The following is a 22,208-nucleotide window of genomic DNA, read 5'->3' as shown; positions in this document are numbered from 1 at the left end:
GTGTTCCGTCGACGTTGTCGTGATCCGTTCATTTGCCACAGCGGAGCGCTCGGTTAGGCATTGGCCGAGAGGTCTTGTCACAGGTGGGAGCTGGATGCGGCCTGGTCGAGGAGCGGCAGCGTATGAGCGGGCAGGCGCGGCGCCGTGAGCAAGTCCCGGACCAGCTGAAGGAAGCGGCCCGGAAATCGCCCAACTTCGGGCGGCTCTACGCGATGCTCAGGCGCAGGACACGAGCGATCGCGGCCGTCGAGGAGGTGTCGTGCTCCTGATTCACCATCGCGCATGGACGTCGTTCGGATACTTGAAGCCGCCTCGCTGCTGGTGCCCGAAGGCGTTGCCACCGGCAACGACATAGCCGCTTCCGATGTCTGGGACTACCTCGCGCACGACGAGGGGCAAGTGGCGCTCGACCTGTTCGAGGAACTGGGTGACGGATGGACGGGCGCCGACGGGCTTCCGGGAGCAGCTGGGACGTGTGGCGGTGATGCTGGGGCTCGGGCGAAGCCGGGAGTGGTGCTGGTGGCGAGGTGCCGAGACGCGGGTGGGCGTCATCCGGGCCGATTTCGGTGGGAGCATTGTTGTGCGCGTTCCCCTTCCCTTCCCCTTCAACACCGGCACCGGCACCGGCGCCGAAGCTCCGGTCCGGTGGGGTGCAACGCTTCGCCCCGCAGCGGTGTTTCATTCGGTGATGGATGAGAAGGCCGAGCACGAGCAGCAGCTGACCGAGCTCCTGGCGGCGGACCTCGACGGCGGCTTCACCGAGTTGGTCAGGGTCCACGGCAGGGCCGTGTACACGTTTCTGCTCCGGGTCTCCGGCTCGGCCGCCGATGCGGACGACCTCGGGCAGGACGCCTTCCTGCGCGCCTACACGGCGTTACAGGACTACGGCCCCGAGCGTCGTCGCACGCTCAAACCACGTGCCTGGCTGCTCACCATCGCCGCCAACGTGTGGCGCAACCACCTGCGGACCTGCTCGCGGCGGCCCGTGCTGGCGGGGGTGCCCGTGGAGGAGGCCTCCGACGCCTGGGCCGACCAGGGGCCGGGACCCGAGGAATCGGCAGCCCTCGCCGACGACCGGCGGCGACTGGTCAATGCGTTGCTGGAGCTGCCGGAGCACCACCGAACGCCCGTGGTGCTCCGGCACGTGCTGGGGCTGAGCTACACGGAAGTGGCCGAGGTGCAGCAGTGCGCGGTCGGTACGGTCAAGGCACAGGTGTCCCGGGGTCTGAAGGGTTTGCGCCGACTGCTGGAACCGGAGACAGCCGTGCTGGAGGAGGTGACGACATGACGACGAGTGACCACGGGGCACCCCTTGTCGGCGCGGCCCGGTCCGGCCTGGCCGGGCTCGTCGCGGAACCACCGGCGGATTTCGCCGTGCGCGTGCTGCGCCGCGTCGGTGTCCCACGGGATGCCTATGACACCTATGTCCGACTCGACGCCGCTGTCGGCGGCCTCTTCGTGGCGGCGAGCCCGGAGGCGGTGACCGGCGCCGCGCTGGACACGGGTGGGCTGACCGCGGCGGCCTTCGAGGCGCTGCACCGCTCCCGGACCCGCCGCTCGGCCGTACGGTCCGTCAGGCCGTTCCCGGGGGTCGCCACTGCGCTGCGGACCGGCCGGGCACGGCGGTTGCCCATCGACCTGTCACCGCTCTCCCCGGTGGACCGGGCGGTGCTGCAGGCGGTGCGCACCGTTCCGTTCGGCCAGCTGCGGCCGGTCGGCTGGATCGCCAGGGAGGCTGCCGCGGCACCGGAGGCCGTGGCCGGCGCCCTGGCCCGGAACCCGGCCGCGGTGCTGGTCCCCTGCCACCGCGTGACGTACGACAACGGGTCACCCTGCGACGCCGGCCACCTCCCCGAGGTGGGTGACGCCCTGCGCGCCGCCGAGGGCATCGACCTCCAGCGGGCTGCGGAGCTGTACCGGGCGGGAGTGGTGTTGCTCGGCAGCGACACCACCCGGATCTACTGCCACCCCACGTGTGCACACGCCCGCCGGATAACCCCGCCCCACCAGGTGCCGTTCCGTACCGCCCGCGAAGCGGGGCGAGCCGGGTACCGCGCCTGCAAGAGCTGCCGGCCTGTCAGCGCATGACGGTCACCGGAACCCGCAGGCCACGCCACCCGCAGGCCAGGCCCCCCGAAGGCCACGACGAACACGGAGTTGCGTCTTGCCAACCAGTGAGAACCCCGGCGACACCGCGGCGGCGGTCGCGGTCCACCCCACGCCGCTGGGGCCGCTCGTACTCGCGGCCACGGCCGATGCGCTCGTGCTGTGCTGCTTCGGCACGGGCGAGGACGCCACCGCCCGCATCACCCGGGGCGGGCTCCACGCCGTCGAGGAAGAGCGTGCCGATGCCGGCGCGCAGAAGGTTCTGGAGGCGACGCGCACCCAGCTGGACGCCTATCTGACCGGCGCGCGGCGTGACGTCACGGTGCCGGTCGACCTACGGCTCGCCACCCCGTTCTGCCGGCGCACCGTCATGGCGCTGGACGCGTTCGTGCCGTACGGGCGCACCGCGACCTACGCGGAGCTGGCCGGCGAGCTGGACCGGCCGCGGGCCGCCCGGGCGGTCGGTACGGCCCTCGGCGCCAACCCCGTCTGCGTCGTGCTGCCGTGCCACCGGATCGTCGGTTCGGGGGGCAGCCTGAACGGATACGCGGGTGGCCTCGCCGCCAAGCGCTTCCTGCTCGGGCTGGAGGCGGAGAACGGCCCGACGGCCCCTTGACCGGTGGGCGCCGGAAAATCCCCCGTAACCGGCGCCCACCTCCTTTCCTTCCGCTACGGAGAAGAGCTGAGCGCGTGAACGCCTACGACACCCCGCACCTCCCCGGGCTCGCAGAGCCGGGGCCCACCGACTGGCCCGCCCCCGATACCGGTGGGTCGCTTCCCGCGCTGAGGGACCTCGACTGGACTTCCCTGGCGGCCGAGTTGGACGCGGAGGGCGTCGCGCTCACCCCGCCGCTGTTGTCCCCGGAGCAGTGCGCCGGGCTGCGGGAGGCGTTCGACGTACCGGGGCTCTTCCGCAGCACCGTGACGATGTCGAGGCACCGGTTCGGCGAGGGCTCGTACCGCTACTTCGCGCATCCGTTGCCTGAACCGGTCCTGGCCCTGCGCCGCCAGCTGTACGCGCCCCTGGCGCGCATCGCCAACACCTGGGCCGCTCGGCTCGGGGAGCCGGGGTTCCCCGATCGCCACGAGGACCTCGTCGCGGCGTGCGCCGCCGCGGGGCAGCACCGGCCGACCCCCCTGCTGCTGCGCTACGAGCGGGGTGGCTACAACTGCCTGCACCAGGACGTGTACGGCGAGCTCACGTTCCCGCTCCAGGTGGCCGTGCTGCTGGACCGGCCGGACGAGGACTTCACCGGCGGCGAAAGCGTGTTCGTGGAGCAGCGTCCGCGCGCCCAGTCCCGGCCGCTCGTCCGCCGTCCGACGCAGGGGCAGGGGCTGGTCTTCGCGGTCCACCACCGCCCGGTGCGCTCCGCGCGCGGCTGGAGCCGGGTGATGCTGCGCCACGGAGTGAGCGCCGTGCACAGCGGGCGGCGCCACGTGCTCGGGGTGATCTTCCACGACGCCCGCTGAACGAGGGAGCCCCGGGCCGCCGGTCGGGGACCGGTGGCGGTACGGGGACCGGGGATCGTCCCGGGGGAGGGGCCCCGGCGCCTGCCGCCCGGCGGGGTGACGCGGCAACCGCGCGGTGCGCGTGCCCCGCCCCGCCCCGCCGTGCTGCCCCGCCGCGCTCGGCGGGATCGTCGTGCCGGCCGTCGTACGTCCCGGTGCGCATGCGGGCGGAGCGCCCCGCGACGCGGCGAACCCGCGGACGACCGTTGCGCGGGCCTCGATCTGCCGCCTCGCTCCAGTGGACCGGCAGCCTCGACAACGGCCCTGGTCAGAGCCGTCTCCTCGGCCGTGGAACTGCCGCTGCGGCTGGAGAGCCGCTGGAGAAACGCAACAAACAGGGTCCCGTACGGTCGCTCTGCGAGGGCGGGACGGCGTGATGACCTGCCTCGTACCACTGTCAATCCGGCGAGACAGCGTAAGGAGCAGTGGCACACATGCGGCACGTACAAGAGGCGCGGGCCACGCCTGCAGAGCCAGGGCCAGGGGCCGGGCCGGACCCGGCGACCGTGCTGGCGAACGGCTCGCCGTACCGTCTCGGTGCGGCTCTGCTGCAGTCGTTCGCGCAGGAGATGAGCGCGGTCGCCGAGCAGGCGTCCGCATTCCTGAGCGCTCCACCGGACAGCCTGTCCCTGGACGACTTCGCCCAACTCGCCCGCAGGAACGTTCCACGCTGGCACTTCGCCATGCTCAATGACACAGAGCGCAACGACGCCCTCGTCACCGCGCTTCAGCGGGGCATCCCGGAGGGCGCGACCGTACTGGACATCGGCTCCGGCAGCGGACTGCTCGCGATGGCCGCTGCCCGGGCCGGTGCGAGCCGGGTGTTCACCTGTGAGATGAACCCGCTCCTGGCCGAGGTCGCCCGGAACGTCGTGGACGCGCACGGCCTCTCCGACGTCGTCACCGTGATCGGCAGGCCGTCCACCGAGCTGGACCCGGTGCGGGACCTCGGCGGACCGGTTGACGTCCTGGTGTCGGAGATCGTCGACTGCGCCCTGATCGGTGAAGGCCTGCTGCCCACGGTGCGCCACGCACGCGAGCATCTGCTCGTGCCGGGAGGGGTCGTACTGCCGTCGGCGGCCCGCCTGTACGGCAGGCTGGTCAGCAGCGACGCGGTGCTGAAGCTGAACCAGGTCACCACGGCCGGCGGATTCGACGTCTCGCTCATGAACGCGCTCGCGACCCGCGGCCACTTCCCGGTCCGGCTCAACACCTGGCCGCACCGATTCCTGTCCGAGGCCGCGCCGGTACTGGAGTTCGACCTGGTGCGCGACTCCCTGGAGCCCGGAGAACGCGCCCTCGCCCTTCCCGCCACGGCCGACGGGGAGGCACAGGCCCTCGTGGTCTGGTTCGAGCTCGACATGGGGAACGGCATCACGCTGTCCAACCCGCCGGACAACCCGGGCTCGCACTGGATGCAGGGCTGGATTCCGCTGGAGAAGCCCGTGCCGACGAAGGCGGGCGAGACGGTCGCCCTCCGGCTCTGCTGGAGCGACTTCACCTTCCGCGCGGGCCTCTGACACGGCTCCGCCCGGTGCCGGCAGCGCACCGGCGACCGGACACCCGACGAGAAGCAGGGAGCAAGCGATGAGTCACGTCCCACCGCACGTCCCGTTCGAACTCAGCGGCAAGGAACTGCGCGACGCGGTCGTGCAGTACGCCACCAACCCGATCTACCACGACAACCTGGACTGGGAGAACCACGACAACCCGTACCGCCGGCAGCTCAGGCCGCAGGTGCTGCCCCACCTCGACTACGACAGGATCCCGGGCCGGGAGAACATACTCGACTACACCAGCCTGGCCGTGCAGCGCCTGTTGACCACGATCTACGAAGCCGACCTCGTGTTCTTCCCGAAGGCCGGACTGGAAGGCAGCGAGGAGGACTTCCGGGCGTTCTACAGCCCGGGCAACCGGGCGCTCGGCGAGCGGATCCGGCCCGCGCTGGAGCGCTGTGCCTTCGGCTTCCTCGACGACGAGGTGGAGACGTCCGGCAAGTGGACCGCCGAGAGCCTCGACGCGTACCTGGACTCCCTCGCCACCGCCGGCGGCGAGGAGCAGACGCCGACGGAGAAGGCCATCCTGGGTTCCGCGGACCCGCAGCGCGCGGCCCGCATGTGGCTGGTCCAGTTCGCGCCGGACTTCCTGTCCGAAGCGTCGCCGATGATGCGCAACGTGTTGGGGTACTACGGCCCGGCCCAGTCCGAGTGGTTCAAGGTCGTCATCGACGAGTACGGCTACGGCGTCCACGAGACCAAGCACAGCACCCTGTTCGAGCGGACCCTGGAGTCGGTCGGCCTGGAGTCCGACCTCCACCGGTACTGGCAGTACTACCTCAACAGCAGCCTGCTGCTGAACAACTACTTCCACTACCTGGGCAAGAACCACGAGTTGTTCTTCCGCTACGTCGGGGCCCTCTACTACACCGAGAGCTCCCTGGTCGACTTCTGCCGCCGTGCCGACCGGCTGTTGCGCGACACCTTCGGCGACACGGTGGACACCACCTACTTCACCGAGCACGTCCACATCGACCAGCACCACGGCCGGATGGCTCGCGAGAAGATCATCAAGCCACTGGTGGAGGCCCACGGCGAGGGCGTCATCCAGGAGATCGTGCGGGGCATCGAGGAGTACCGGGTGCTCCTGGAGGTGGCCGACGCCGACTTCTCCGAGCAGATCGCGTGGATGGATGCCCAGCCCGAGCTGAAGAAGCTGCACGACCCGGTGTTCGAGGGGCTGAAGCAGGGCAAGGTCGAGGCGCCCGTGGCTCATCTCGTCGAACCGCGGGGCGAGTTGTCCAACACCCACTGCCACGACGGCGACGAACTGTGCCACATCGTCTCCGGGGTGATGCGCTTCGAGAGCGGTCTCGGCTCGTCCCTGACGCTGCGGGCGGGCGAGGGCGTCGTGATCAAGCGGAACCGCCTGCACGGCGCGAACATCGAGTCGGACGAGTGCGTCTACGAGATCCACTCGGTGGGGGACTACCGCGCGTGCCTGTCGTGACCTTCTCCGCCGCAGGGCGGGACAACTGCGTGGTCGTCGCCGGGACGCCGTACGTCTACGCGACGGTCGGCGGCCGGGGCTTCGTGATGCGGGCCATGTGCCCGCACCGCGGAGGGCCCCTGCACCTGGCCGACGTGGCCGAGGACGGCGTCCGGCTCGTGTGTCCGTGGCACGAGCGCAAGACCTCCGTGGCACGGATGCGCGGCGAGATCCCGGCCGTGCGCGTGGGCGGCCGGATCACCGCGGTCTTCCCGGACCGCCCGCCCGCCCGCGGCTGGGCCGCGACGCCGACGACCTGCGGCGGCGTGGACCTGGAGCACCGGCCGTTGGCCCCCGCCCTGACGGGCCCGCGCACGGCGGCCCCCTGACCCGCCGACGGCTGCAACGCCCCGGGGCCGGCCGGTGTTCTACAGACGGCCGGTACGTGCGCCGCGGCACGGGCCGCGGCGCACGTACCGGACTACGAGTGACCACATGCGAGGAGAGCAGAACATGGACAGGGACGGTGGGAAGCCGCTGCTGCTGCTGATCGGCAGCAGCGGTCGCCGCAGCCGGGAGTTCATCCTTCGGACGGTGAGTCGGCGCTATGCGCTGTGGCTGCTCCAGCCGGCACCGGTGACCTGGGAGGAGCCCTACGTCGTCGGCAGTACCCCGGTCGACAACACCCGTCCCGAACCCCTCGTCGAGGCGGCTCGGCAGGTCGCCGCCGAGCACGAGGTGACCGGAGTGTTCTGCTACGACGAGGGCCTGGTGAGCCCGGCCGCCCATGTGGCGCAGGCGCTCGGGCTGCCGGGCAACTCCCCCGAGATGGTCGCCGCGTGCCGGGACAAGAACGCCACGCGCAACGTGCTGGAGCGCGCCGGGGTCGCCCAACCCGCTTCCATCGGCGTCCGGTCGCTGGCGGAGGCACGTGAAGCCGCCGAGAAGCTGGGCTTCCCGGTCGTCCTCAAGCCCCGCGGACTGGCCGGCGGCATGGGGGTGCGCAGGGCGGACGGGCCCGACGACGTGGAGAGCGCCTACCGGGCGGCGTCCGGTGCCTCCTACCCGGGTGTTCCGGTCTTCGAGGTGTCCGTGCTCGTCGAGGAGTACGTCGACGGTCCGGAGATCAGCGTCGACGCCGTGTTCTTCGAGGGCGAGTGCACCCCCCTGACGCTGGCCCGCAAGCAGGTCGGACTCGCGCCCTTCTTCGAGGAGGTCGGCCACGAGATCGACGGCGGCGACCCGCTGCTGTCGGATCCGCAACTGATCGAGGCGCTGCGGGCCAGTCACGCCGCCCTGGGCTTCCACACGGGTGTCAGCCACACGGAGTTCCGCCTCACCCCGAACGGCCCGTACCTCATGGAGGTCAACGCCCGTCTCGGCGGCGACATGATCCCCTACCTCGGGGAACTGGCCACCGGGGTCGACGTCGCGATGGCGGCTGCCGACGTCGCTGCGGGCCGACGTCCCGAGACGGCGCCGACCCGGCGCCGCGCCGCGGCGATCACCTTCCTGTACCCGGAGCAGGACGTCGAGATCGAGTCGGTGACCGTGCACGAGGACCGTTTCACACCGGACGTCCACAGCGCGGACGCGATGACCGACCCGGGGGCCGTGCTGCGCCTGCCGCCGCGCGGGTACATCTCCCGGTACGCCAGGGTCGTCTCCGTCGCGGACTCGATGGAGCGGGCCCGGGCCGCCCTGCTGAAGGCGCCGGAGATCGTCGAACTCGCGGGCCGCCCGGTGGAGGAGTCCTCCCGATGACCCCGACCGGACAGAAGTCCCCCGAGTCCGGGAAGGCCGCTCGCCCGTCGATCCTGCAGACCATGCGGGGCATCCCGGGACCCATCTGGCTCGTGCTGGTCGGCATGCTGGTCAACCGGCTCGGCAACTTCCTCCAGATCTACCTGGTCCTCTACCTCACCGCCAAGGGCTTCTCCGCGACCGAGGCGGGCCTGGCGCTCGGCGCCTACGGCGTGGGCTCGGTGGTCGGGGTGCTCGTCGGCGGCTCGGCCTCCGACCGCATCGGCTATGCGTGGACGATCGTCGGCTCCATGGCTCTCGCCGGGTTGGGCACGCTGAGCCTGCCCCACCTGGGTAGCCTGCCCCTGGTGGTCGTGGTGGCCGCGCTCATCGGACTCCTGGCCCAGATGTACCGGCCGGCGTCCTCGGCCCTGCTGGTGGAGCGAACCCCCGAGGACAACCACGTGATGGTGTTCGCCGTGTACCGCATGGCGTTCAACCTCGGTACCACGGTCGGCCCGCTGCTCGGCGCACTGCTGATCAGCCACTCGTACGACCTGATCTTCTACATCGAGGCGACGGCCCAGCTGTCCTTCGCCGCCTTCGCCCTGATCCTGGCGCGCTCCGGGGGCGCGGCGAGGCCGGCCGGGCACGACGCGGACGGCACGAGCCGCTCGTACGCCACCGTGCTGCGGGACACCCGCTACGTGCTGTTCCTGCTGGCGCTCTTCCTCAACGCCGTCGTCTACATCCAGCACACGTCGGCCCTGCCGCTCCAGCTGAAGGCCGACGGGCACGGCGTGGCCTTCTACTCCAGCCTGCTGTCGCTGAACGCCGTCATGGTCATCTGTCTGGAGCTGCTGTTCACGAAGTACGTGCAGCACCTTCCCGCCAAGGTCACGGTGGCGCTCGGCGTCGGCCTGGTCGGCGTCGGGATGAACCTGTACGTGGCCGGGCCCGGCATGGCGCTTTACGTCGTGGCCACCGTGGTGTGGACGGCCGGCGAGATGATCGGTACCCCGACGGCGTCGGCCTGGCCCGGCAGGGTCGCCCCCGAGCACCTGCGGGGCCGTTACATCGCTGCCGCCGCCTTCCCCATGCAGATCGGCTACGCGATCGGCCCCGTGCTCGGCGTCGCCGCGTGGCAGGCGTCGGCGGCGTCCGTGTGGTGGCTGTGCGGGTTGCTGACCGTGGGTGCCGTGGTCGCCGCCCTCGCCGGCATGCGTGAGCCCGCTGCGGACGCGGAAACCGCCACGGACGTGGACACCGCCGCGGACGCGGTCGACGAGTCGGCCGGGCGGGCCGGACCGGTCGCCGCGGACACCCCCTGACCGTCCCACCCCTCGGACCGTGCCGCGCGTTCCGGCACCCTGGATTCGGAAGTGAGCTAGCCGCACATGGCGTACGCAGATGGCATAGAGAAGTTCGTGGACACGGTGAACGGCGCGTTGCCGCCGGACTTCTACACCTATCCCGTCGAACGGCAGCGCGTCCTGTACGACTCGCTGACCGAGGTCCTCCCCATCCCCGTCCCCGAAGGCGTCCGGCACCGGGACGCCGCCGTCGTCCACGAAGGCCGCACGGCCCGCATCCGCATCTACGAGCCGGCCGAACGAGCCGGCCACGCCGTGCTCTTCTACATCCGTGGCGGCGGTTTCGTCATCGGCTCGCTGCACAGTCACCACAGCCTGGTCGCCGAACTGGCCGACCGAACCGGCCTGGTGACGGTGGCACTGGACTTCGACATGGCGCCGGAGAACCCCTTCCCCGGTCCCCTGGAAGACTGCTACGCGGGCTTGTGCGGCACCCTCGCCGACCTGCCCGGACTCGGACTGGGCGGCATCGATCCCGGCGGCGCCGTGCTCTGCGGGGAGAGCTCCGGCGCCAACATGGCGGTGGTGCTGTCGATGATGGCGCGCGACCGCGGCGGCCCCCGGCTGCGCGGTCAGGCGGTGATCAGTCCCGTCCTCGACTTCACCCGCTGGCGGCACGGCGGCGAGGACGCGCCCCTGCTCTCCGGGGGCGAGATGGAGTTCTACACGGCCTGCTACTGCCCGAAGCCGGAACAGGCCGCCGAACCGTACGTCTCGCCGCTGCTGGGAGGTTCCTTCCACGACCTGCCGCAGGCCTACGTCGTCGGCTGCGAAATGGACTCCCTGTGCGTGGACGCGGAGAAGTACACCGCCCTCCTCAAGGAGAACGGCACCCCCGTGACCTACGTGCGGGAGGAAGGGATGGTGCACGCCCCGGTGCGCGCGCGGCGGGTGAGCGCACCCGCTGCCGACTTCTTCGCCCGCTACTGCACCGCCGTCCGTGCTCTGGCCGGGAAGGACGACGCCGATGGGGGGCGCTGACGCGCGCACGGGGCGCCGGCACGGCCCCTGCGTCATCGTGGACCCCTATTCCTCCGGGGCCCTGTTCGCGGAGGCGCTGCGCAGCCGGGGAGTCCCGGTCGCGGCCGTCGTGAGCAGCCCGCGTCCGCCCGAGGCGTTCGCCTCCTCGTACCGGCCGCAGGACTTCCCCGACGTCATCGTGCAGGACGGGGACCTGGACGACGTTGTTCGGCGGGTGCGGGCGCTGGACCCGTGCTGTGTGCTGGCCGGCTGCGAGTCTGGAGTGGAACTGGCCGAGCAGCTCGGTCCCCGGGTCCTGCCCGATCTGAGCAACGTGCCGGAGCTGGCCGGGGCCCGCCGGGACAAGAGCCTCATGGCCGCGGCCGTGCGGACGGCCGGGATGCCGGTCATCCCGCAGATCTGCACCGCTGACGTCGAGGAGGCGGCCGACTGGCTGCGGCGCGAGGGCCTGGCCGGGGCCGACCTCGTCATCAAGCCGCCGAAGAGCGCCAGCACGGACGGTGTCATCAAGGTGGCGGGCGGGACCGACTGGCGAGCCGTGTTCGAGCGGCAGATCGGCCGGGTCAACCAGTTCGGGGAGGTCGACGACCGGCTCATCGTGCAGGAGTTCGTCACCGGCACCGAATACGTGGTCGACACCTTCAGCCATGACGGCAAGCACTCGCTGGTCGACGTGTGCGCCTACGGAAAGATCGACAACGGCCCCCACATGGCCGTCTACGACACCATGCGATGGCTGCCCCCGGACTCTCCCGCCGTCCCCGAGCTCGCCGACTACGTCTTCGGCGTCCTGGACGCGGTGGGCGTCCGCTTCGGCTCCGCCCACGTCGAGGTGATGGGCACGGCGGACGGACCGCTGCTGATCGAGCTGGGCGCCCGTCCGCACGGCGGCGGTCAGCCGCGGTTCAACCGCAACGCCACGGGCGACAGCCAGATCGACCGTACGGTGCGCTGGCTGGCGGGTGGCGAACTGCCGCAGAGCTACGAGCTGCTGACCCACCAGATGTGCGTCTTCCACGTGGCCCGCCGTTCCGGGACCGTACGCAACACCGCGGTGCTGGAGGGCATCCGGACACTGCCCAGTCACCACTTCTCCGTGCAGAACCTGTCCGATGGGGACCATGTCGACGTCACCAAGGACCTCGTCGACAGCCTCAATTTCGGGTTCGTGATCCTCGCCCACCCGGACGACGAGCAGATCAGGCGGGACTACCAGGCCGTGCGCGCCCTGGAACGGCGGCTGGTCATCGGAGAGCCGTGATCAACGCGCTCGCCTTCCTGACGAGTTCACTGGTGGTGATCATGGCACCGGGGCCCGATCTGGCCCTGATCACCCGCCTGGTGCTGACCGGCTCGCCACGGACGGCGGCCCCAGCAGCGTTCGGGATGATCACGGCGGGTGCCGCCCAAGCGGCCCTGGGGGCCCTGGGTCTCGCCGCGCTGCTCGCCGCGCGCCCGGACCTGTTCACCGCGTTCCGCTGGGCGGGGGCAGCGGTCCTGCTCGTCTGGGCGTGCCAGGCGGCGCGCACGGCACTGCGTCCGACGGCCCCCGGCCCGGTGGCACCGGCGGAAGCCACCCCGCACGGTCGGCGGCGCGCCTTCGCGCTGGGGCTGTTGTGCACCGGCTCCAACCCCAAGGTCGGCATCTTCCTGATGGCGTTCCTGCCGCAGTTCGTGCCGCCCGGCGTGCCCCCGGTCCCCGGGGTCGCGGTCCTGGCCTGCTGCTACCTCGCCCTCGGGCTGGCCTGGTTGCTGGTGTGGATGAGGCTGGTGCACCGCCTGGCCAGGCACCTGCGCTCCGTGTCGACGCTGCGCCTCAGCAACGGGCTCACCGCCGCGGTCTTCGCCGTGTTCGCGGTGCGCCTGGCGGTCGGCTGATGGAAACCTCCATCGGCCCGGTGGGGACCGGACACCGCGCCCGGCCGGCGGTCGGTGCCCTTCAGGTCGTCCGGAGCCGTTCCACCCCCTCCTGCTGGAGCAGCGCCTTCGCGTACCGGAGGAGCAGGGCGGGCATGCCGAACCGGCCGTGCGCGTGCTCCCTCAGCAGACTGGCGTCGGCCAGGCGACACAGGGTCCACCGGGCCTCGGCCGGCGTCGTGCCGGCGAGTTCGGCCACGGTGTACGCGGAGATGTCGTCGCCCCTGGTCCGGCCGAGCAGCCGGAACATCCGGCGCGCCGGCTCCGGCAGCGCCGCGTAGGACAGCTCGAAGGCCGCCTGGACCGTGGACAGCAGGCGGTCCCCCGGGTCGGACGGCTGCCGGAAGAGCCCGGTCTCCTGCAACTCGGCGTAGTACTTGGCGATACTGAGGCAGGGGTACTGCACCAGGCGCGTCGCGAGGATCCTCAGCGCCAGCGGCAGACCGTCGCAGTACCGCCCCAGAGCCATGGCGGAGAGGAGTTCCCTGCCGACCCGTTCCGGCCCCAGCAGCCGCCCGAGCAGGGCCAGCGTCTCGTCGTCGTCGAGCGCGTCGACGACGACCCGCTGGATGCCCTCCTTGGCTGCGAGGCCGGGCAGCGCGTTGCGGCTCGTGATGAGCATGGTGCACCCCGCGTCGCCAGGGATCAGGGGTCGTATCTGGTCCTCGTCCCACGCGTTGTCGACGACCACCAGGACCCGCTTGCCGGACAGTTGGGTGCGGTAGAGGTTCGTCGCCTCGTCGAGGGTGTGGGGGATCCGGGCCCCGGGAACGCCGAGGGCACGCAGGAACGACGCCAGGGCCTCGCGGGCGCCGAGGGGGCGCCGGCGGGCGTGGCCGTGCAGGTCGATGTGGAGCTGCCCGTCCGGGAAGCGGTCGAGCACCCGGTGCGCCCACCGCAGCGCGATCGCCGTCTTGCCCACTCCGGGCGGCCCGGTGATCAGTGCCGCCGGGACCTGCCCGTCCCCCTCGCCGGGAGTGAGGAGCGCTTGGTCGAGCTCCCTGATGTAGGCGGTGCGCCCGACGAAGTGCCGGGTCAGGCCGGGAAGCTGGGACGGCCTGCTCCCGGGCGGCGGGGGAGGAGCCTGCCGCGCGGCGTCCCAGTGGGTCGCCCTCTGCTGCGTGGGCACTTCCCTCCTGGGCCAGTCCAACTCCTGTTGGAGGACCTGCAGATGCGCCTGGCGCACTTCCTGCCCCGGCTGGAGGCCCAGCTCCGCGTCGAGCCTGTGCGTGACGTCGGCGAACACCCTGAGCGCCTCAGACTGTTCGCCGCTGCTGGCCAGTGCCAGCATGAGCCGCGCCTGCAGCCGCTCGTTCAGCGGCTCGTCCTCGGCGGCGGCGCGTAACGGGGCGACGGCGTGCTCCGGTTGCTGGAACCGCAGGGCGAGGTCCGCGTAGAGCAGCAGGTTCTCGATCTGCTGGCGGGCCCCGGCCGTGGCCGCCGGATGCTGTGCCAGCTGGGGCTCGTCCGCCAGGATCTGGCCGCGCCAACAGCGCTGGGCGAGGGAGGCGAACTCGTAGGCGGCCGAGGGGTCTCCGGCGGTGTGGGCCTGCCTCGCCCGGTCCGCCAGGTCCTGGAAGAGGGTCAGATCGACCTGGTCGCGCCCGAGGGACAGCGCATAGCCGATCGGGGTGCGGATCAGGTACGAGACGGCCTGGTCCGCGGGACCCGAAGCGGGGGAGCGCAGCAGCCCGCGCGCCTGGCTCACGTAGGTGTGGATCAGGTGCTGGTACGACCGGGGCGGTTCCTTGGGCCAGAGGGTGCGGCCGATCTCGTCGAAGCTGGCGGCATCGGGGTGGCGCAGCGCCAGCAGGGAGAGCAGTCTCCTCAACTTGAAGGCGCGTACGTCGATCGCCACGCCGCCGCGGTCGATGATCAGCGCGCCGAGGATGCCGATGCGAGGGCCCGGTTCGGCCTGGGCCACGGAACCCCGACCGTTCGTGAGGGAGCGGCGGATGTCGTCGACGTCGAGCCCGAGCACTCCAGCAAGGCTCCGCAAGGTCCGCACCTGCGGCAGTTCCACACGGCCGCTCTCGATGTCGCGCAGCGCCCGCACGCTGATGCCGGACAGCCCGGCGAACTCGCGCTGGGTCAGTCCCGTACGTTCCCGGAACGTCCGGACCTGGATGCGGAAGGGGGGCGATTGCCCCCGGTCGAGACGGTGGTCCGTGGCCATTGGGGCACTTCGAAGATTCGGCATGATCCCCCCGGGCGTCGAGTGATGGCTCGGCGCCCCATCAACGTGTTTCCGGGGGTGATTTCGAGACTTGAGATCCCTTGCTCCCCCGGCACGGCTCCATCGCCGGTGATCGTAGATCGAGTGGCTCGATGTCGCAATTGACGCTTCAGTGAACTTCGAGCACCCGGCGGATATTTCCAGTGGCGGAAACTATTCGGTCGATGGGGATGTCCGAAAAGAGGTGGGTGGGTTGACCGTCCGACCTTCGCCGGTGGGAGGTATTCCGGTCACGCTGGGCGTCGTCTGAGCGCCGCTTACCGAGTCGGCGTCGAAGGGCGGGCGCCTCCCTCTTCGCGACGCGCCGGGAGCGTGGGTCGGGGGCGGCTCGTGATTGCGGTGCGGTTCAGCCCCGTCGTGGGGCTGCGGTCGCCCTCTGCGGCAGCACACGTCGTCGCCGGCGTGCAGGGAGGGCGACCGCGCGCTTCGCAGCGGCAACGGGAATTCCTCGCCAATGAGTTGCTCGTCGTCGACTCGAGGTTGGAGAGCTGGGGAAACGGACCGTCCAGAAGTGTTCCGGGTATTTGCTCCTCGATTCCCCGAGTTGATCGCACGTCGCGTGAGGAGTTTGACCGTCGAGAGCCCGGCTTTTCTCTGTTCGGGGCCCGCGGGGTGGGCGTGCCGGCGATTCGGCTCGGGCGGGAGAATTGCCCGTGCCGTCCCCTCGTGAGGGGGCGCGGGTCGATGCCGCCGCCGGGTCCGTGCCCGTCCGCCGTGGGGCCGTCACCGGCGGCCCGGCTCGAACGGTGCGGTGAACGTCCGCCCGTGTCCGGGGATGTCGGCGCGCTTCGGTGGCCGGGTGGGCGTATCGGTGACCGCGGATGCCGACGCCCGCCGGGCCGCCCTGGGCCCGGCCGCCCGTCGCAGATCAACTCCTCGGAGGGAGTCCGGTCTTCGCACCCGCCCCGCACAGCGGTACCACGGCGCTACGTCCGTCCAACCCGTGCGCGCGGGCGGCCGCCCAGCAGGCCGCGCCCGTGGACTCCACGTACAGCCCGCGTCCCGCGAGATCCAGCTGGGCGGCTCGGATCTGCTCCTCCGTCACCGTGTGGAAGGTACCGCCGGAGGTGCGCACGGCGTCGAGGACCTGCCGGGCGCGCGGTGGGTCGGGGATGGCGATGCCCTCGGCGAGGGTGGGGACGGCGGCGGCCGGCGCGAGGACGTCGTCCGCGCCCGCACGGAAGGCGGTGGCCAGTGGGGCAACGGCCTCCGCCTGTACGGCGATCAGTGCCGGTTGCTCGTCGATGAGACCGTGTGCGAGCAGCTCGCCGATGGCGAGGGACGCGCCGAGCAGTAGCGTTCCGTTCCCGACGGGCACCACGAGCGCCTGGGGCAGCCGGCCGCCGAGGTCCTCCCACACCTCGTAGACGTACGTCTTCGTGCCGTGCAGGAAGTACGGGTTGTAGACGTGCGAGGCGTAGAAGACCCCGCCCTTCCCGGCGGCCGCGCGGGCCGCCCGCGCCGCCGCCTCGCGGCCGCCGGGCACGATCTCGAGCCGGGCACCGTGCGCGGAGATCTGCTCCACCTTCTTCCGCGAGGTGGTGTCGGGGACGTACACGGTGCAGTCCAGTCCGGCGCGCGCGCAGTACGCGGCGATGGCCGTTCCCGCGTTGCCGCTGCTGTCGGCGATCACTCGGCGCGGCTCGATCCGGCGGGCGAGTTCGGCGAGCACCACCGCACCGCGGTCCTTGAAGGACAGCGTCGGCATCAGGAAGTCGAGCTTCGCCGTGACGTGGTCGGTGAGCGGTACGAGCGGGGTCCGTCCCTCACCGAGCGAGACCGCTCCGAGCCCCCGCGTGGCGTCGGCGGCGGTCAGGGGCAGCGCCTCTTCGTAACGCCAGAGCGAATTGACCCGTTGGGGGAGGACGTCGAGGGGAACCGGGGACGCGGTGTAGTCCAGGTCCCAGGGGCCCCGGCACTCGGGGCAGGACCACTCGGCTTCCCCGACGGGGGAGCGTACGTCGCACATCGGACAGTGGTAATCCGTCATGTGATCCAGGATGTCAGCGGTGTGGCGTGCGGGGGCGTGCGCCGGCAGAGGCTCGTGGCGCTCCTGGGGCCCCTCGGTCCGGCAGACGGGCGGTCTTTCGGCCGGCGTGCGGGGACAACTGTCCGGAGTGCACCGCTGTCCCTCCGGCGCGCGCTGCCCACGGCGCGCGGCGACCGAGGCGAGGTGTGCGCACCCGCAATCGTTCGCCGATCCGATGTACAGGTGCCCGGGACCCCAGGAACTACCTGTAGTAACTGCCTGCACATCTGCGTCTCGTCGCCGTGGGTGAATCGTTGGCCCATGCTTGCGGGGGCAACCGACGGTTGCCACGCTGTTGCTGTCTGTCAACCTGATGGGAGTGGCCAGTGACATTCGGTGAGCAGCCGGCCTATTTGCGCGTTGCGAGCGATCTCCGCCGAAAGATCGTCAATGGTTCGCTGCCGCCGCACACCCGCCTTCCCTCGCAGGCCAGGATCCGCGAGGAGTACGGCGTCTCGGATACGGTCGCACTCGAGGCGCGCAAGGTGCTGATGGCCGAGGGGCTGGTCGAGGGGCGCTCGGGTTCGGGGACGTACGTGCGCGAGCGGCCGGTGCCCCGCCGGATCGCCCGCTCCGGCTATCGACCCCCGTCCGGTGCCAATCCCTTCCGGCAGGAGCAGTCGGCCGACGACGCCCGCGGGACCTGGGAGTCCAGCAGCAGGCAGGAGCCGGCGGCGGCGGCGATCGCCGCACGGCTGGGGATCGACGGCGGCGAGCGCGTGATGCGCACGCGGTACGTCTTCCGTGACGCGGGAGAAGTGATGATGCTCTCCACCTCCTGGGAGCCCCTCGTGATCACGGGGCGCACGCCGGTGATGCTTCCGGAGGAGGGTCCGCTCGGCGGCTGTGGCGTCGTCGAGCGCATGGGGGCGATCGACGTCGTCGTGGACAACGTGGTGGAGGAGGTCGGGGCGCGCCCCGGCCTCGCGGACGAGCTGCTGACGCTCGGCGGGGTTCCGGGGCACGTGGTGATGGTCATCCAGCGGACGTACTACGCGTCGGGGCGCGCGGTGGAGACGGCGGACGTGGTCGTTCCGGCGGACCGCTACCGGATCGCCTACCACCTCCCCGTGCGGTGACCGGCCCGGGCGCGGGGTCGGCCCGGAGCGTGCGACCGCGGTGCGGATCCCGTGCTGCACGGCCCGACCTCGCCGTGCCGGGGCGCTCAGGTGGCGTGCGGGCTCGAGCCGGCGGGGGAGTGCCGTGTCCCGCGCCGCGGTCGCCCGGTGTGGGTGCCCGTCCGGCACGGCCGCGCCCCCGGCGGCGTCCTTCCGCGCCCGTGCCCTCCATGTCGGGGCGACCGTTGTCGCTGTGTCATCCCCGGTTCGTGCCCTGGTCGTTGACGGTTTCCGGGCCGTCGGCGTGGCGCTGCCGCATGGCTGCCTGCGCCCGCCCCGTCGCATGGTGCGGCGGGGCGGGCGGTGGTGTGGTGTCAGGTCCCGGGTCGCGGTGGGACGGCTGCCGCACGGTGACTTTCCCCGGGCGCGGTGGTCGGCGCGGCACGGGACCGCACGCCTCCGGCGGGGGCGCACTCGGCCAGCTGCGCCCGTCTGGTCGGCCGGGTCGCTGGCCGGATCCGTACCTCTTCGTGAAAACGCGTAACCGCTGAGTAAATGTCAGGCGTAAGCTCAGGCATATGCAGAGTGCGGTTTCCTGGGGATCGTCGATGACGTGCAGGTCGGTAGGGGGAGGGGTGCGATGAGCGACAGCGGCGCGGTGCTCCCCTGGCTCGTGATCCGCCAGGACGACAACGGCAATCGCTATCGCGTCGGCACGTACGCCACGCAGGACGAGGCTCAGAGGATCGCCGATAGCCTCGACGGGCGCGGTCACGAACAGCTCTACTGGGTCGAGCACATCGGGCAGACAACGCCTTCCTGATCGGGTCTGACGGGACCGGCAGGGCGGACGTCGCCGCGGCGGGGGCTACGCTCCGGCGCATGACCGATCGCGTGAACCTCCGTGTCGTGGTGGCCGGGGCCGTGTACGACCAGGGGCGACTGCTGGCCGCACGCCGCAGTGCGCCGCCCGAGCTCGCGGGCGGCTGGGAACTGCCCGGCGGCAAGCTGGAGGCGGGTGAGACCCCCGAGCAGGGCCTCGTGCGCGAGCTGCGTGAAGAGCTGGGCATCGAGGCGGAGCCCGTCGAACGGGTGCCCGGCGAGTGGCCGCTGGGTCCCGGCCATGTGTTGCAGGTCTGGACGGCGCGGCTGGTCTCCGGCGAGCCGCAACCGCTGGAGGATCACGACGCGCTGCGCTGGCTGGGCGCGGACGAGCTGGATGCGGTCGACTGGCTGCCGCAGGACCGGCCAGCCGTCGAGGCGGCCGTGGGGCGACTGCCCCTGGAGCCCGCGGGTCGCGGCGATGCCCCATCGCCTCCCCGGCCGTCCTGGCCTTCCGGGGCCGCGGGACCTCCGGATGCCTCCGCCGTCTAGGGTCGCTGGGGCGTCCCGGGTCCTCAAGGTCGTCCGTCCCGAGGGGGGCCGTGAGCTTGGGAACGGTGCCCGCCCCTCAGGCGCATCCGGCTCCGCGGGGTGGTGCGCTGCTGGAGTCGTACGCCGTTCGTACCACCGCGCGCCCCTTGTTGCGATAGTCATCCCGTATATCGGGTATGGGGTCACTAACCCTCCGAAAGTGGACGCGGCTCCGCGGTGGTCCGGGAAGTGGTCGACGTGATCGACGGCGACGGCGAGTGCGCCGAGTGGATCTTCCCTGCTGAGCCCGACGCGGTGCGCGCTGCCCGGCATGCCGTCCGCGACACCCTGAGAGCCTGGGATCTGCCCGGCGCCGTCTGCGACGTGACGGTGCTCCTGGTCAGCGAACTGGTGACCAATTCTCTCCGGTACGCCTCCGGGCCCATCGGTGTCCGGCTGGTCCGGCCGGTCATCGACGGGGCGTCCCGACCGCTCCCGCCCGCCCTCCTGGTGGAGGTCTCCGATCCGCTTCCGGATCCGCCCCTGGAGCGTCCCGCGGGACCCGATGACGAGGGCGGTCGGGGGCTGCAGCTGGTGGCCTGTACGGCGAGGCGTTGGGGGACACGCCGAGGCAGGACGGGCAAGACCGTGTGGTTCGAGCTGCCGCTGCCTGGTTAGAAGTCTGGAAGAACGACGATCATTGGGTCCTCGGCTCAAAACGACCGAGACCGTGCTGTGATCGTGAACGCCGTGTCGCCGGCAGCCGTAGTGCTGAATACTGCGGGCATGGCCGGTCCGGTGCGGTGAGCTGGAGGGGACGGTCGCGTGAGCGAGATACCTGAGACGGCGAGCGGCGTGGTGTGGCAGAGCAGTCCGCCGGGCTCGATCTACGACTACATCAACGTCGCGTCGTTCTCGATCGGCCCGAACGGGCTGGTCGATCAGTGGAGTCGGCGTGCCGCAGAGCAGTTCGGCATCGCGGCCGACGCGGTCAGGGGCAAGGATCCGGTCGATGTCTTCATGCCGGCCGAGCTGCGCTCGCGGGGCCATCGCAAGCTCGCCGATGTCCTGGACGGCAAGGAGTGGACGGGGCTGGTCCCCTTCCGCATGCCGGACGGCGGCGGGGCGCACGGCCTGGCGGAGGTCTACGTCATGCCGAGTGAGACGGAACACGGCGAACGCGCCGCGCTCTGTATCGTCGTCGACGTACGTGCCCTGCGCCGCATAGAGACGGACCTCGCGGCGTCTCAGGCCATATTCGGCCAATCTCCTTTTGGCTTTCTCCTGTTCGACACCGACTTGAAAGTGCTGCGCGCCAACGAGCGCTTCGCGGCTGTCTTCGGGGGCGCCGCGAACGACCACCGCGGGCGCACCGTCCACGACTACCTCTCCCGACCCGAGGCCGAGAGGATGACCGCCTCGCTCCAACGCGTCCTGGAAACCGGGGAGTCCGTCACCGACCTGCAGATCGTCGGCGCCATTCCCGGGGGCACCGAGCGCCGCCACTGGTCCGTCAACCTCTACCGCGTGCACAGCGGATCCGGCCGTCCCGTCGGCGTCGCCGGACTCGGCATCGACGTCACCCGGCGTCAGATCGCCGCCAGGGAAGCCGCGAGCGCCCGCCGCAACCTCGCGCTCCTCAACGAGGCCAGTGCCCGGATCGGCAACTCCCTGGACCTGGAGACGACCGCCCGCGAACTGCTCGACGTCGCCGTACCCGGTTTCTGCGACCTCGCCTCCGTCGATCTCTACCAAGGACTGCTCACCGGTGAAGAAGCCCCGCCGGGGCGCGGGGGGACCGGCCACCCCGAAGGCTACGGAGGCAGTGCCGAGCTGCGCCGTGTCGCGTTCGCCAGCGCCGTCTCCGACGCCCTGATCACCGGCTCCGGTGCGGGGGCGTCGGCCACTCCGCAGGTCGGCGCGGTCCACCACTACCCCTTCAGCTCGGCCTGCGCCAACGCCCTGCGCACCGCCCGGGTCCGGGCCCTCCCGGGAGAGGAAGGAAGCCTCGTCCAGTCCACCCTCGCCGTGCCGATGGTCGCGCACGACACGGTGGTCGGGCTCGTCCAGTTCTCCCGGGCGAAGGGCAGCGAACCCTTCGGGGAGCGGGACCGGGCGCTCGCCGTCGAACTCGCGGCCCGTGCCGCGGTCTGCATGGACAACGCGCGGCTCTACCGGCGCGAGCACGAGCGGGCCCTGATCCTCCAGCGCAGCCTCCTGCCGCCCGGGGACCCCGAAGCCGCAGGTCTCGACATCGCCTGCCGGTACCTCCCCGGCAACACCGCGACCGAGGTGGGCGGCGACTGGTTCGACGTCATCGAACTGCCCGGACACCGCACCGCTCTGGTCGTCGGTGACGTCATGGGGCGCGGGCTGCGCGCCGCTGTGGCCATGGGCGAACTGCGCACCGCGGTGCGGACCTTGGCCCTGCTCGACATGGAACCCGCGGAGGTGCTCTCCGCGCTCGACGAGATCGCCCGGGGACTGGGCGCCCCGAGCGGCGCCCAGCAGGCGTCCCGGGTCGCCCACAAGGCCCGCGGCCCCGAACTGTCCGAGGTCTATCTGGCGACCTGCGTGTACGCCGTGTACGACCCGGTGACCAGACGCTGTACGTTCGCCAACGCCGGCCATCTGCCGCCGGTCCTCGTGGAGCCGGGCGAGGAGCCGCTGCTGCTCGACGTACCGCCCGGGATGCCGCTCGGCGTGGGTGGTGAGCCGTTCGAGGAGGTGCAGGTCGAGCTGCCGGAGGGCGCGCTGCTCGCGCTCTACACGGACGGGCTCGTCGAATCCCGGGACCATCCGCTCGACGAGGGCCTCAGCGCCTTCCGCAGGGCGTTGGCGGCTCCCGAGCCGCGGAGCGTCCCGGCTCCCGGATCCGGGCCGGAGGCGGCGGAGGGTGCCGGGATCCCGGCACCCTC

At 71.6% G+C, this 22,208-nt stretch carries 19 protein-coding genes and 1 pseudogene (1 of these 20 cut by a window edge); 18 read left to right on the top strand and 2 right to left on the bottom strand.

Annotated features, from left to right (window positions below; genetic code table 11):
* Positions 1–122: 122 nt before the first annotated feature.
* The 13 genes from ACFXOM_RS01240 to ACFXOM_RS01180 all read left to right on the top strand — a co-directional run bounded on the left by ACFXOM_RS01240 (position 123) and on the right by ACFXOM_RS01180 (position 12,575).
* Positions 123–269 (top strand): hypothetical protein, encoded by a 147-nt coding sequence (locus ACFXOM_RS01240; protein ID WP_384932691.1) that lies wholly within the window; start codon positions 123–125, stop codon positions 267–269.
* 419 nt (positions 270–688) lie between these two features.
* A complete protein-coding gene (locus ACFXOM_RS01235) occupies positions 689–1,288 on the top strand; it encodes an RNA polymerase sigma factor (RefSeq protein WP_384932688.1) in 600 nt (199 codons plus the stop codon).
* Positions 1,285–2,088, top strand: coding sequence for an MGMT family protein (locus ACFXOM_RS01230; RefSeq protein ID WP_385036708.1), 804 nt, complete (start codon positions 1,285–1,287; stop codon positions 2,086–2,088). Before ACFXOM_RS01235 ends, ACFXOM_RS01230 begins: the two co-directional genes overlap by 4 nt.
* Before the next feature lie 76 nt (positions 2,089–2,164).
* Positions 2,165–2,722: a methylated-DNA--[protein]-cysteine S-methyltransferase gene (locus ACFXOM_RS01225; RefSeq protein ID WP_384932682.1), complete on the top strand. Its 558-nt coding sequence runs from the start codon at positions 2,165–2,167 to the stop codon at positions 2,720–2,722.
* A gap of 74 nt (positions 2,723–2,796) precedes the next feature.
* Positions 2,797–3,576 (top strand): 2OG-Fe(II) oxygenase, encoded by a 780-nt coding sequence (locus ACFXOM_RS01220; protein WP_384932679.1) that lies wholly within the window; start codon positions 2,797–2,799, stop codon positions 3,574–3,576.
* A gap of 473 nt (positions 3,577–4,049) precedes the next feature.
* Positions 4,050–5,135 (top strand): 50S ribosomal protein L11 methyltransferase, encoded by a 1,086-nt coding sequence (locus ACFXOM_RS01215; RefSeq protein WP_384932677.1) that lies wholly within the window; start codon positions 4,050–4,052, stop codon positions 5,133–5,135.
* Positions 5,136–5,202: 67 nt separating this feature from the next.
* A complete protein-coding gene (locus ACFXOM_RS01210; protein ID WP_384932673.1) occupies positions 5,203–6,621 on the top strand; it encodes an iron-containing redox enzyme family protein in 1,419 nt (472 codons plus the stop codon).
* On the top strand, positions 6,609–6,989 hold the full coding sequence (locus ACFXOM_RS01205) for a Rieske 2Fe-2S domain-containing protein (RefSeq protein ID WP_385036706.1): 381 nt from the start codon (positions 6,609–6,611) through the stop codon (positions 6,987–6,989). The genes ACFXOM_RS01210 and ACFXOM_RS01205 overlap by 13 nt, the downstream gene beginning before the upstream one ends.
* A 124-nt stretch (positions 6,990–7,113) precedes the next feature.
* Positions 7,114–8,364 carry an acetyl-CoA carboxylase biotin carboxylase subunit family protein gene (locus tag ACFXOM_RS01200; protein WP_384932667.1) on the top strand — a complete coding sequence of 417 codons (1,251 nt, stop codon included), beginning with the start codon at positions 7,114–7,116 and terminating at the stop codon, positions 8,362–8,364.
* Positions 8,361–9,674 carry an MFS transporter gene (locus ACFXOM_RS01195; RefSeq protein WP_385036704.1) on the top strand — a complete coding sequence of 438 codons (1,314 nt, stop codon included), beginning with the start codon at positions 8,361–8,363 and terminating at the stop codon, positions 9,672–9,674. Before ACFXOM_RS01200 ends, ACFXOM_RS01195 begins: the two co-directional genes overlap by 4 nt.
* A 66-nt stretch (positions 9,675–9,740) precedes the next feature.
* Entirely contained in the window at positions 9,741–10,697 is a 957-nt protein-coding gene (locus ACFXOM_RS01190; RefSeq protein WP_384932661.1) for an alpha/beta hydrolase, read from the top strand.
* A complete protein-coding gene (locus ACFXOM_RS01185) occupies positions 10,684–11,958 on the top strand; it encodes an ATP-grasp domain-containing protein (RefSeq protein ID WP_385036702.1) in 1,275 nt (424 codons plus the stop codon). The genes ACFXOM_RS01190 and ACFXOM_RS01185 overlap by 14 nt, the downstream gene beginning before the upstream one ends.
* On the top strand, positions 11,955–12,575 hold the full coding sequence (locus ACFXOM_RS01180; protein WP_384932655.1) for a LysE family translocator: 621 nt from the start codon (positions 11,955–11,957) through the stop codon (positions 12,573–12,575). Before ACFXOM_RS01185 ends, ACFXOM_RS01180 begins: the two co-directional genes overlap by 4 nt.
* 61 nt (positions 12,576–12,636) lie before the next feature.
* Here the strand turns inward: ACFXOM_RS01180 and ACFXOM_RS01175 are convergent, their stop codons facing one another.
* Together ACFXOM_RS01175 and ACFXOM_RS01170 are read right to left on the bottom strand one after the other, a co-directional pair.
* Positions 12,637–14,790 (bottom strand): BTAD domain-containing putative transcriptional regulator, encoded by a 2,154-nt coding sequence (locus ACFXOM_RS01175; RefSeq protein ID WP_385036701.1) that lies wholly within the window; start codon positions 14,788–14,790, stop codon positions 12,637–12,639.
* A 928-nt stretch (positions 14,791–15,718) separates the two neighbouring features.
* Complete coding sequence (locus ACFXOM_RS01170) at positions 15,719–16,840, bottom strand: threonine synthase (protein WP_384932649.1); 1,122 nt, start codon at positions 16,838–16,840, stop codon at positions 15,719–15,721.
* A 365-nt stretch (positions 16,841–17,205) separates the two neighbouring features.
* On the opposite strand from ACFXOM_RS01170, the gene ACFXOM_RS01165 reads away from it, so the two are divergent.
* From ACFXOM_RS01165 to ACFXOM_RS01145, 5 genes and pseudogenes are all read left to right on the top strand, one after another.
* The gene (locus ACFXOM_RS01165; protein ID WP_384932646.1) at positions 17,206–17,958 is read left to right on the top strand and encodes a GntR family transcriptional regulator; all 753 of its coding nucleotides are present in this window, start codon (positions 17,206–17,208) and stop codon (positions 17,956–17,958) included.
* A gap of 619 nt (positions 17,959–18,577) precedes the next feature.
* Positions 18,578–18,760, top strand: a complete 183-nt coding sequence (locus ACFXOM_RS01160; RefSeq protein ID WP_384932643.1) for an SPOR domain-containing protein — start codon at positions 18,578–18,580, stop codon at positions 18,758–18,760.
* A 59-nt stretch (positions 18,761–18,819) separates the two neighbouring features.
* Positions 18,820–19,311 (top strand): (deoxy)nucleoside triphosphate pyrophosphohydrolase, encoded by a 492-nt coding sequence (locus ACFXOM_RS01155; protein WP_384932640.1) that lies wholly within the window; start codon positions 18,820–18,822, stop codon positions 19,309–19,311.
* Between the two features lie 228 nt (positions 19,312–19,539).
* A complete protein-coding gene (locus ACFXOM_RS01150; protein WP_384933148.1) occupies positions 19,540–19,968 on the top strand; it encodes an ATP-binding protein in 429 nt (142 codons plus the stop codon).
* A 180-nt stretch (positions 19,969–20,148) separates the two neighbouring features.
* A pseudogene (locus ACFXOM_RS01145) lies at positions 20,149–22,208 on the top strand (SpoIIE family protein phosphatase) (it continues 605 nt past the right edge of the window).

It is taken from the genome of Streptomyces sp. NPDC059169 (assembly GCF_042755225.1).
GTDB lineage: Bacteria > Actinomycetota > Actinomycetes > Streptomycetales > Streptomycetaceae > Streptomyces.
This window is presented reverse-complemented; position numbering and strand designations above follow the sequence as displayed.